Below are 12,157 nucleotides of genomic sequence, written 5' to 3'. Positions count from 1 at the left end.
ATATCTTCTTCATTATTAGTAGTTCTAATAGTCACTATTTCACCATCCTATAGTAATACATTAATTATAGGAAGTTTCCCTCGGCATTATACTCTAAATTTACTTACACTATGTGAGACCTCTTCAGATATCTTGGCAAGTTCATCAATGACCTTACTAACCTCTTCCACAACTCCATTCTGTTCCTCAGCACTGGCAGTCAACTCCTCTGCAGTGGCTGCAAACTCCTCGGATATAGAGGCAATATCTTGGACGTGTCTAAGAGCACTCTGAATGTTGTTGCTGGACTCTTCTGCATGTTCTTTGATTGCGTTTATCTTTTCCAATGTTGTATAAACTCCATCCTTGATTTTGAGGAATGCATTATTTACCTCGTCTATTGCAATAACTCCCTTATCTACTTCATCCTTACCAGTTAAACCTAGATCTACAGTTTTCTCGATCTTACTCTGTATCTCGGAGATAGTTTTCTTAATGTCGTCCACAGACTTCCCTATCTCTTCTGCTAAGGATTTTATCTCACTTGCAACAACTGCGAAACCTCTCCCTGCCTCTCCAGCCCTGGCAGCCTCTATAGAGGCGTTGAGGGCCAGGAGTCCAGTCTGCTCTGCTATGTCCTTGATAAGTACTGTAATCTCGTTGATCTTCTTACTCTCTTCACCGAGTTCCTGGATAGCTTTACCTAACTCGTCTATTACATTTGCGATGTTTTGCATCGTTGTTATTGCGTTCTCTACCTTCTTTACACCTTCCTCTGAGTAGTTACTTACTTCTTCTGCAGCCTTTACACCTTCCTCTGCACTCTGGGCTGTGTTTTCAATTAGTTTCGTAGTTTCTTCTAACTCTTGGGTGATATCCTGGAGTTTTGCGGATTGATCTGTGGCTGCAGTGGCTACCTGGGATGCGGCATCTGTTACCTGATCTGAGATCTCCTTAGTCTTCTCTATCTCTTCTCTGAGTATATTTATTTCCTCATTTAGTCTATCTATATGTTTTCTTAGATCTTTGATGAGTTGTGCTACCTTTTCCACAGCTTTGTTAATTATCTCTCCTAGAGACTTGAATTCCCCTTCTTCTTTCATTCTAACAGTGAAGTCTCCGTTAGCTAAACTGTTCATGATCTTAGATATTGTATCAAACAGTTGGTTTAGCTTCTTCTCTTTTTCTATCTCTTTTACCATATCTTCCTTTAGATTGTTGACTATTTTCAATATATTTTTATATATTGTTCCTAGTTCATCGTTGTAGAATTTTACCTTAGATTCTATGTTGTAATTTTTATTAGCCATCTCGTTGGTGATTCTATCTAACTCCTCCAAGTGTCTAATAACACTTCTTCTAATAAATATTATGGATAGAACAACTGTCAAAACACCAATAATGGTTACTATTATAGATTCTGTAATTAAGTTATTAATTTTTTCTTCATATTTTTCAGTATACATTACAACGCCTTTATGCATCTCATTTAATAGTTCCATATTATGATCTTTTATATACTCTAATGCCTCCTTAAACTCTGGATCTTTAGGATCCTTTGTATAGACTATTTTAATTTTCTCGTAAAATGGATCCCAGAGTTTTTTAACTTTAAGTAACTGTTGTTTGACATTATCTGGAGCAGGAGGAATTCCCCTTTCAGGGTTACCGTTAATTAGATCCTGTAGATTCTTATCAAACTCTTCTGCACTTTTTATCATATCTTCTTTATATTCCACATATCCCATACCAACCATGAATGCATCTTTTGACATTTTCTGAATTAACATTCTTTGTTTTCCTGCAATATTTATAACATCTCCATCTTTCAATATATCATTATGGGATACAACAGATAAGATAGTAGTAATTATAAGAAGAAAAAGTAGTATCAAATAAGGAGCAAATAGTCTAGTCTTTACAGATAATGTTATATTACTGATTTTCATAATATCCCTTTATTCTAATTTTTAAAGTACAGATGTACTTTATTTCATCATAAATATGTAAAAATTCTAAGTGGTAATTATCTTCACTATCACATATGGATGAAGATAAAAGTTAAGATACAAAAAATAACACTTTAAAAATTAGTATATTAATTGTATATAAATTGTTTGTGTAGATTATTTTGTAGTTTTTTATATAAAAAAGTACAATACCACCATGCAAGAAAAATAAAATTAATCTTATAATTCTTTCTTCTCTTCTTTTATCATCTTTACAAGGAGTACAGGACAATGGGCTTTTTTACTGACCTTTTCTGCTACACTACCTAATAGTAATTTATCTATTCCACTTTTCCCAGATGTTCCCATAACTATAAGATCTATACCTTTTTTCTCTGCATATTCCACTATCTCCTTAACAGGACTACCTTCTAAGATCTCCGTAGTAATATCAACCCCTATCTCTTCTGCCATATTCTCTATCTTCTTAAATGCTTCTTTACCTTCTTCCTCTAATATCTCCTTCATAGTTTCCCAAAACCCCTCTGTGGGGAGTCCTACAAAGGGCATAATATCCACTACGTATATGACATATACCTTGGATTTCATCAGTTTTGCTATCTCTAAACCATGTCTTGCAGCTTCTATAGAAACCTTGGAGTTATCTGTAGGTATTAATATCTTTCTGTATAACATTTTATCTCCTACAAATCTTAATCTTCAATATTCAACAATACATTATTTATAGTTTTCATCTTTATTATAATTTATCCCCTCATGGGACTAAGGTTATTGGAGGCATCACTTTCTAAGACATCTTCCTCAACTATTTTTCCATCCTTTGTCCTCGGTGCTATATCCTTAACTATAGTCATTATATTTTCACCCTCCTCTGCAATAACCTTTACTTCGATACCTCCATGGACATCCCTGTCAAAATTTGCAACTCCACAGTAAGCCGCCTGTTTATTTAATACAAACCTTGTAGAGTTCTCTGAAATACCCTTTTCTAAAACCATCCTCACAGCATCCAATATACCCTGTCTTCTAATAAGTTTTTTAAGTATCTCCAAACTTTTAGCCTCTGCAGTTAGTATGTTATTCTCATCTATAAAGATCTCAGCATCTCTAAACATGTTTCTAACAGCTTTAATAACCTTTTCTCTATCTTCAGTCGGTTTAATTCTAGTTCTAATTTTTATAATCATTTACATCCCTCCTAGAAATGTCTCTTTTATTATCTCTACAGCCTTCTCAAGGAGCTCATACTTAGTGGCATAGGAGAGCCTAATGTGATATAAACCACCTTTCCCAAAGGCCACCCCAGGGACTACCAGTATTCCATTCTCCATCAATCTTTTAACAACTTCTTCCCCAGTTCCATACTCTTCAGTGTTAGGAAAAATATAGAATGCACCTTCAGGAGGATGCAACTTAAATACATCTTTCAACCCTTTAACTACCAGGTCCCTCCTTCTTCTGAACTCCCTAACCATTTCATATATACAACTTTGATCCCCTCTCAGTGCAGCAAGTGCTCCATACTGGGCAAAGGATGTTGCACATGCAAAGGAGTACTGGTGTATCTTTATCATATGATCTACAATATTAAGCCTACTGTTTAAATTCTCACTTACATAGAGGTAACCTATCCTCCATCCTGTCATAGCGTAGGTTTTGGAAAACCCATTGACAACTATACAATTATCAGTGTATTCCATCGGAGAGTGGTGTTTTTTATGGTAGATGATCTTATCATATACTTCATCCGATATAACTATTAAGTTGTAGTCCTCTGCAATATCGGAGATTCCCTTTATCTCTTCCTTACTCATTACCTTTCCAGTAGGATTTCCAGGAGTATTTATAACGATACATTTTGTCCTGTCTGTTATACTCTCCTTCACCTTTTCAATATCTAAGGAAAAATCCTCCTCAAGTTTTACAGGCACAGGCCTACCTTCACATAACTGGATGAGATTTCTATAGGATAGGAAAGCTGGATCTGTGATTATTACCTCATCTCCCCTATCCACCACAGACATAAGGGACAACATTAGTCCTTCTGAAGCTCCACAAGTAATTATTATATTCTCTGGATGTATATCTAAGTTGTAATCCATCTTCAACTTCTTACTTATTTCTTCCCTAAGTTCGTATATCCCGTTGTTAGGAGTATAGTGGGTTTTTCCTTCGTCAAGGGCTCTTTTTGCAGCTTCTATTATATGTTTAGGTGTAGTAAAATCTGGCTCTCCTATACCTAAGTTTATTGTATTGTTGGAAGAGGTATCGAATATTTTTCTTATATCAGAAGACGCCATGTTTAGACATCTCTTAGAGATCAAAGTTATCACCTAATTTTATACTTTAGATGAATAAAAATTAAAAAGTGACAAAGATGGTATTTATAATTTCAGTTCCCATATAAAGTAGTGATTAAAAAATAAAAATAATATTTTATTATAATTAGAAAAATTAAAAAAATAATAAATTCTAATTCTATAAAAATATAACAAACACTAAGATAAGGTGAGAGATTCTAATAAATATTAAAAGATATCAAAAGTTGAAGATAATACTAATTCCTGGAAAGAATAAGATTTTTATTTTTTGATATTCTATATTACCTACTTATCCTCTCAATCAAAACTATCGACTATAAAGAGTTCAACAAATTTATAAGAGACAAATACCTATCCTCTACCCTCTCAAGGGTATTTAAATCATACCTGTGTGTTTTCAGGATTAGTATATCTTTTTTTCTGAATCTATCTACCATATAGTCGGGCACTACAGGAATACCATTCTCAGATATAGGAATACCTAAATCTAATACCACTTTCTTTACAAACTCAGATACAGGATTTACTTCTACATCTCTGTTAAACTTGAGGGATTTGACATGTCTCTTCTTCTCTTCTATATCTAAGAGATACTTCTCTATCTTTCTAGGAGAACCAATATTTAACTTACCTAATTCCATTACACTGTCAATTAGATCGTCAAAAGTTGCAGAAGAGATCTCAAAGATAGGGAAGGGATTCAGCTTTTTAACTCTATTCTTGTATCCCTTGGAGATAATAAGTAAGGAATATTTATCCTTCAATTTAGTGTTGTATGGATCTACCACTGAATAATTCTTTATCCCTATATTTTCAGCAACATCTTTATACATCTTTGTGACTCCTACCTTCAACTTCATAGGAACCACGGTTATCTCTTAACTTCGGTTTAAGCCCTAACTCCCTTATCATCCTAATAACTTCCTCGAGATTTCCAGTTTTAGGATTGCCTACGCCCTTCACATCTAAGGGGTAGTTGTCGGGTATTACAGTTGCTATATTACTTGCTCCACCTAAGAGTGCAAACTTTATAAGTTCAGGTCCTATGGTAGGAGTTGGGGATGTTATCCTGATGTTGGGAAACATCAATCTAGTTATTGCAATAGTCTTCCCCTGTTCCAAGGCGGAGCATCTTGGATGGTTCTCCATAGGAGTACCTAGATAGGGATTAAAACCCATAATAGGTATTTCATCTACATCTAACTCCTTTAAAAATAATAAATGCTCTACTCTATCCTTATAACTTTCACCTATTCCTATCAACAAACCAGAAGATAACTCTATATCGTACTTTTTAACAAGTTTACAGATCTCTATTCTCCTATCTAAACTCTCTCCAGGTTTCAAGTTTGCAAAGAGTTTCCTGTTAATAGTCTCCAAATTACAACATATAGTATCTATTCCATATTTTTTCAACTTCCTAATACTCTCCTCTGTTAGATCTCCTCCAGCATTCACTAAAACTTTCAAGTTAGTATTTTCTTTAACTATTTTCAGTGCCCTAATAACTTCCTTTCCTTCGTATCCATGTCCAGAAGAGCAACTTACCCGGCATATTCCACTTCTCTCTATAGCAATAGCACATCTCTTTATATCTTCATCTGACAATCTAAAAGGTTTATAATAACCTGCCTTAGAGGTACCTGCTGCAAAACCACAGTATAGACACTTTGGGGATATTTTACATATATTCGTTACATGTATAGTGGAAGTTATCTCGATCTCCTTTATAAAGTAATCTCTTACCTGGGAAGCTAAATAAAAGAGTTTTAGGTAGTCTTCCAACTTGGAAATTTTAAAGAGATCTAAAGCATCCTGCTTAGATATTAAACCATCCTTAACTGTAATTTTCCCATCCTTTAGCCTTTGAAAATTCCTTTTTATTTTAGAGAAGTCCATTAAATCACCATTAATACTAAATAATTAATTTATTATTATTTTAATACTTTTTATAAATTACTTTTTGATAAATGATAACAATTAAGAGAAATCACAGTATTAAATTAATTGGTTAATAAGTATAACTGAAATATATTTAATAATAAAAACTACAAACCTCTTACAAAGAACGATTTAATAAGTATTTTACTTTAATAAAAAAGGAAATAATAACTCCCTTATACTATTTTTCTGGGAAATACCTTAATTCCTTTCCAATATCTGAATTCCAGTACCCACCTTAGTATGATATACAGGACAGGCCCATACCTCATCAAGTACTTCCTTTATCCTAGATATCTTACCCTCTTTAGGTATAATTATCACTCCGGGCCCAGATCCACTTATGGTTATACCATACACTAGATCCTTTATTTTCTCCTTTACCTCTAAGTATCCAGGGATCAACTGGGATCTATAAGGTTCAACAACGCTATCTCCCATCATGCACCTCCCAAAGAGTTCCACATCTTTCTTAAAAAGACTGTAGATCATCCCACAGGCTTTTCCTACGTTATTCACCATAGATCTAAGAGAGATACTATCTGGAAGTATTTCCCTAGCCTTCTTTGTAGATACTTCTATATCTGGAAGGGCCACTACCACTTCAAAATCTACAGGTATATGTAGAACTTCTAAGGGATTGTAGTTAACCACCATTGTAAAACCGCCGTATATTGCAGGTGCAACGTTGTCGGCATGGGGAAAACCTGCAGAAATAGATTCACCTAAGGATGCATATTTAACAAGTTCTAACTTAGAGAGGTTTAAGTTGAATAGTTCGTTCATGGCAAAGGCAGCCCCTGCAGAAGATGCTGCACTACTCCCCAAGCCACTACCAGGCCTAATTCCTTTCTCGATCTCTATCTTAACCCCTTCTTTAATGTTGAAATCCTTTATAATCTCCCTTACAACAACACCGGCAGTGTTTTTATCAACATCTGTAGGTATTTTATTTGCCCCTTCTCCTTTCACAGATATGCTTATACCACCACCAGATCTTGAGAGAGTTATTGTATCGTAGGGTTCAGAAAGTGCCAGTCCAAAGATATCATACCCTGGGCCTAAGTTTGCAGAGGTTGCAGGCGAGATTACCTTTATTTTTTCCATAGCTTCACCTTTAATATGATTATTATTATTAATATAATTAGAAATCTTAGTTTCTATCAGCAGTGATTAAAATGATACTCTAGATAATAAAAATCTTTTAATACAACAACTATCAAAGATTTTGAATAAATAATTATTATAAAAAAATAATTAATATTAAAAAAATTAAAGAATAAATACGGTGAAAAAGAAAAGTATAAAATATTACTCTTTATTGAGGTAGATTAAAAATACACCCCCTATTACATCCCCTTTTTTAACCTGTCCATCTTTAAAGGCAATAAATACTCCATATTCACCTTTCCTTTCCGAGTTAAAAGGTGAAGATATCTCTTCCCCTATAGATACAGTTACCCCAATAGGATGCTTTTCATAACCGTCGATAATAGGAATAGCATAGGGCGGTATATCTATAGGTTCTATCTTTACAGTTTTTACCTCTCCACTTTTAAAATCCAGATCTTCATCTGCTATAATAAGTATCCTTTTACCACTTATTTCTAATTCTATCTTTCCCTCCTTCTTTTTTATAGACTCTTCAATATCGTGGATAATACCACTAACTTTAAACATATTAACTCTCCTCCCTGGCACTTATTCGTGTTTTAATAAGTTTCAGCCTGAAGAAGTTCTCCCTCTCCATCTCGTCTAACCTCATAGCTATATACTTTTTCATCTCCTCCAATTTAGGGATTATCACATACTCTAAGGCATTAACCCTCCTCTTCGTGGTAATTATCTCCTCTGCAAGTAGTTTTATAGAAGTTTCTATCTCTGCCAGTTCTACTATAAGTTCTAAAGCCTCTTCAAAGGCCCTTGCAGCATCATCTACCTTGGAAGATACACCGTAAGGTCCATAACCTCTCGAAGATATGTCCCTCCTTACATTCTCCACTTCCATAACAGGTACAGTAACACCCATTATATTTCTTGAGTCTATATCTAACTTAATATTGGGGTTTTTTGATGCAAAAGACACTTCCTTAACTGCCAAGGTACCCATTATTGCCTCTGCCATTATCAGATTTCTGTAGGCTTCACTTAGGACCTTATTTACCTTCTCCCTTATCCCTGAAGCCTGTTCAATGATATCGAAAAACTCCATTATAAGTGCATCTCTTTTCTGTTTCAACAGTTTATGCCCTTTCTGGGCAAGTTTAATCTTATTCTTAAGTTTTAGCAACTCCATCCTTGTAGGATTAACCTCTGCCATACTTACACCTTAAAAAAGGGTTATATAATAAAAATTAGGAGTAATAAAAAAGTTTAAAATAGTTACTTTTTAGGTAGATATTTCTCTATCATTTCTTCAGGTATTCTCTTCAATTCCTCCCTTGGTAGTATAGTCAGCAACTCCCAGGCTATATCCAAGGTTTCCTCTATACTTCTATCTTCGTCCTTACCTTGGCTAACAAACCTTTTCTCAAATTCATCTGCGAACCTTAGATAGGCTCTATCCCTGTCAGTAAGTGCCTCCTCTCCAACAACCGCAACAAGATCTCTTAAACTCCTACCCTCTGCATAAGCAGCATATACTTGGTTTATAACCTTTGAGTGATCTTCTCTCGTCTTACCTTCCCCCTGTCCCTTTGAAGCAAGTCTTGAAAGTGATGGAAGTATATCTATAGGTGGATAGATACCTTTTCTGTGTAGTTCTCTTGAGAGTACTATCTGTCCCTCTGTAATATAGCCTGTTAAGTCTGGTATTGGGTGAGTGATATCATCATGGGGCATGGTAAGTATTGGTATCTGAGTAATAGTTCCCTTTTTACCCTTTACTCTACCTGCTCTCTCATATAGAGTAGCTAGGTCTGTATACATATACCCTGGATAACCCCTTCTACCAGGTACTTCGTTCCTCGCTGCAGCTATTTCCCTTAGAGCCTCACAGTAGTTGGTAATATCTGTCAATATAACTAAAACGTGCATATCCTTCTCATACGCCAAGTACTCTGCAGTGGTTAATGCAATCCTTGGAGTTAAAATTCTCTCAATTGCAGGATCATCTGCAAGGTTTATAAATACTACAGCCTTCTCAAGAGCCCCTGTTTTTTTGAACTCCTCTATAAAGAAGTTTGCCTCTTCCGAGGTAATTCCCATGGCTGCGAATACTACTGCAAACTGTTCCCCTTCTCCCCTAACCTTTGCCTGCCTTGCAATCTGCACTGCCAACTGGTTATGTGGGAGACCAGAACCTGAGAATATAGGTAGTTTCTGCCCCCTAACTAAGGTATTTGTACCGTCTATTGTAGATATACCTGTCTGAATGAAGTCGTTAGGACTTTTTCTAGATACAGGATTTAGAGGGTAACCGTTGATATCCATTTTCTTCTCAGGTATTATTTCAGGACCTCCATCTATAGGTTTTCCTGCCCCGTTGAATATCCTACCTAACATCTCCAGGGAGACTCCAATTTTTGCAGTCTCTCCCGTGAATCTTACCTTTGTCTCATCGGTACTCAACCCAGTTGTACCTTCGAATACCTGTACAACAGCAATATCTTCTCTTGCTTCTAAAACCTGTCCTGTTCTTTTCTCTCCAGTTGGTGTTATTATTTCGACAATTTCCCCGTATGCAACACCTTTAACACCTTCTACTATCAATAATGGTCCCGCAATACTTGATACTGATGTATATTCTACATATTTTTCTAAAGCTTCCATTTTAACCCTCCCCTTTAATTGTTAATGATGATTATATTGATAATGATAATAATTATTAAAAATTAATTATAAAAATTAAAGATTAATTTATAGATCTTCTACAAGAGACTCTAACTCCTTCTCGATTTTCTCCATAATTGCTGGAGCAACTTCGTTGAGGAATTTATCTTCAGGTGAATATTTCATCTTTGCAATATCACTCTTAACAGATACCTTTATTATCTTTCCTGGATCTACACCTTTCTCAACAGTTTCTAAAGCCTTTCTATAGAATGTCATTATTATCTTCAACATGGTATACTGTTTCATTGGGGAACAGTAGGTATCTACCTCGTCAAATGCATCCTGCTGTAGGAAGTCCTCTCTTAGCATCCTTGCAACTTCTAAGATCACTCTCTCCCTATCTGGGAGGGCATCAGGTCCTACAAGTTGTACTATTTCCTGGAGTTCTGCCTCCTTCTGGAGTAATCTCATAGCCTCGTCTCTTAACTCCCTCCAGTCCGGACCTGTATTTTCACTCCACCACTGGGATATATGATCTATATACAGGGAGTAACTCTGTAACCAGTTGATTGCTGGGAAGTGTCTTCTCCTTGCAAGGTTTGCATCAAGTGCCCAGAATACCTTAACTATTCTTAGAGTGTTAGATGTAACAGGTTCTGAGAAGTCTCCTCCTGGTGGAGAAACAGCTCCTACAATACATACGAATCCTTCCTTATCTTCACTACCTAGACATTTTACCCTTCCTGCTCTCTCGTAGAATTGAGCAAGTCTAGAAGCAAGGTAGGCAGGATATCCTTCCTCTCCTGGCATCTCCTCCAATCTTCCAGATATCTCCCTCATGGCCTCTGCCCATCTAGATGTTGAATCCGCAGTTAGTAGTACTCCATAACCCATATCCCTGAAGTACTCCGCTATGGTGATACCTGTATATATTGATGCCTCCCTAGCTGCTACTGGCATGTTTGAGGTGTTTGCTATCAGTATAGTTCTATCCATTAACTTGTTTCCTGTTCTTTTATCTTCCAGGTGAGGAAACTCTTCAATAACCTCTGTCATCTCATTTCCTCTCTCCCCACATCCTATATATACCACTACATCTACATCTGACCACTTAGCAAGTTGATGCTGTGTTACCGTTTTACCACTTCCAAAGGGCCCTGGAATCGCTGCAGTTCCTCCCTTTGCAAGACCGAAAAAGGTATCCTCAACTCTCTGTCCAGTTATCAGTGGTATAACAGGTGGCAATTTCTCCTTATAAGGTCTTGGTTTCCTTACAGGCCACTTCTGTACCATCTTGATCTCTTTTTCATCTCCATCCGTAGTTTCCACTATTGCAACTGTATCCTCAACGGTGAATTTTCCAGATCTTATCTCCTTTATCTTCCCCTTTATACCTACTGGAAGTAGTATCTTATGCACTATAGATTTCGTCTCTTCAACTGTACCTATTACATCTCCACCTTCTACGTAGTCCCCTTCATTTACAGTAGGTACAAAATCCCACTTTATGTCCCTTGGTAGGGAAGGTACAGAAACCCCCCTTGGTATAAATATACTTCCAGTTTTAGTTTCTATTGCAGTTAATGGTCTCTGAATACCGTCGTATATTGATTTTAACATACCTGGTCCTAATTCTACAGAGAGAGGTGCTCCAGTACCCTCTACTGGCTCACCAGGTTTTATACCTGTAGTCTCTTCATATACCTGGATAACAGCCCTGTCTTCTTTCAGCTGGATGATCTCTCCCGTTAACTTCTCTTCACCTACCTTCACTACTTCATACATCTGAGATCCTTTCATTCCATCTGCTACTACAACAGGTCCTGCTATTTTAACTATCTTACCTACTACCATATACCCACCTCTTATTTATTTAAGTTCTATACCTACAGCTTTTCTTACAAGATCCTTTATAGGATCATGCTCTCTAACAATAGGTCCATCCTTATCAGGTATCTCTACAATGTAAGTATCTATCTTAGATAGTTTATCCCTTAGAGTATCTCCAAGTTTTTCAGAGATTATTATTAAACCTATATCTTCTCTTCTATCTAGATCTTCAATGATTTTTAAAGCTTCTTCAGGATTTTCAACTTCATAAACTTCAGTAAGACCTGCCAATCTGAAACCTACAGCCATGTGGAGATCTCCCACTACTCCAATTTTCATACT

Annotated in this window: 12 protein-coding genes; all 12 read right to left on the bottom strand. The window is 36.1% G+C overall.

The genetic code is table 11. The features are described from left to right. Window positions 1–86: 86 nt before the first annotated feature. A complete protein-coding gene (locus MHHB_RS01410) occupies window positions 87–1,928 on the bottom strand; it encodes a methyl-accepting chemotaxis protein (protein ID WP_131006832.1) in 1,842 nt (613 codons plus the stop codon). 240 nt (window positions 1,929–2,168) lie between these two features. Continuing rightward, window positions 2,169–2,624 carry a universal stress protein gene (locus MHHB_RS01405; RefSeq protein ID WP_131006831.1) on the bottom strand — a complete coding sequence of 152 codons (456 nt, stop codon included), beginning with the start codon at window positions 2,622–2,624 and terminating at the stop codon, window positions 2,169–2,171. A 71-nt stretch (window positions 2,625–2,695) separates the two neighbouring features. Continuing rightward, window positions 2,696–3,136 carry an RNA-binding domain-containing protein gene (locus tag MHHB_RS01400; RefSeq protein ID WP_131006830.1) on the bottom strand — a complete coding sequence of 147 codons (441 nt, stop codon included), beginning with the start codon at window positions 3,134–3,136 and terminating at the stop codon, window positions 2,696–2,698. Then, window positions 3,137–4,273, bottom strand: coding sequence for a pyridoxal phosphate-dependent aminotransferase (locus MHHB_RS01395; RefSeq protein WP_131006829.1), 1,137 nt, complete (start codon window positions 4,271–4,273; stop codon window positions 3,137–3,139). It abuts the gene before it with no gap. Window positions 4,274–4,584: 311 nt separating this feature from the next. Next, window positions 4,585–5,130, bottom strand: a complete 546-nt coding sequence (locus tag MHHB_RS01390; RefSeq protein WP_326830412.1) for a hypothetical protein — start codon at window positions 5,128–5,130, stop codon at window positions 4,585–4,587. Next, window positions 5,096–6,169, bottom strand: coding sequence for a 5,10-methenyltetrahydromethanopterin hydrogenase cofactor biosynthesis protein HmdB (gene hmdB / locus MHHB_RS01385; protein ID WP_131006828.1), 1,074 nt, complete (start codon window positions 6,167–6,169; stop codon window positions 5,096–5,098). The genes MHHB_RS01390 and hmdB overlap by 35 nt, the downstream gene beginning before the upstream one ends. Window positions 6,170–6,412: 243 nt before the next feature. Beyond that, complete coding sequence (locus MHHB_RS01380) at window positions 6,413–7,318, bottom strand: homoserine kinase (protein WP_131006827.1); 906 nt, start codon at window positions 7,316–7,318, stop codon at window positions 6,413–6,415. A 204-nt stretch (window positions 7,319–7,522) separates the two neighbouring features. Next, on the bottom strand, window positions 7,523–7,891 hold the full coding sequence (locus tag MHHB_RS01375) for a DUF22 domain-containing protein (RefSeq protein ID WP_131006826.1): 369 nt from the start codon (window positions 7,889–7,891) through the stop codon (window positions 7,523–7,525). A gap of 1 nt (window position 7,892) precedes the next feature. Next, entirely contained in the window at window positions 7,893–8,531 is a 639-nt protein-coding gene (locus MHHB_RS01370) for a V-type ATP synthase subunit D (protein WP_131006825.1), read from the bottom strand. A gap of 62 nt (window positions 8,532–8,593) precedes the next feature. After that, on the bottom strand, window positions 8,594–9,982 hold the full coding sequence (locus MHHB_RS01365; RefSeq protein WP_131006824.1) for an ATP synthase subunit B: 1,389 nt from the start codon (window positions 9,980–9,982) through the stop codon (window positions 8,594–8,596). Window positions 9,983–10,069: 87 nt separating this feature from the next. Further along, a complete protein-coding gene (locus MHHB_RS01360; protein ID WP_131006823.1) occupies window positions 10,070–11,839 on the bottom strand; it encodes an ATP synthase subunit A in 1,770 nt (589 codons plus the stop codon). Between the two features lie 15 nt (window positions 11,840–11,854). Beyond that, the gene (locus MHHB_RS01355; protein ID WP_131006822.1) at window positions 11,855–12,154 is read right to left on the bottom strand and encodes a V-type ATP synthase subunit F; all 300 of its coding nucleotides are present in this window, start codon (window positions 12,152–12,154) and stop codon (window positions 11,855–11,857) included. Window positions 12,155–12,157: the final 3 nt, after the last annotated feature.

It is taken from the genome of Methanofervidicoccus abyssi, assembly GCF_004310395.1.
GTDB classification, from domain to species: domain Archaea; phylum AGJL01; class Methanococci; order Methanococcales; family Methanococcaceae; genus Methanofervidicoccus; species Methanofervidicoccus abyssi.
Note: the sequence above shows the minus strand (reverse complement) of the source record. Positions and strands in the feature narration are given on the sequence as shown.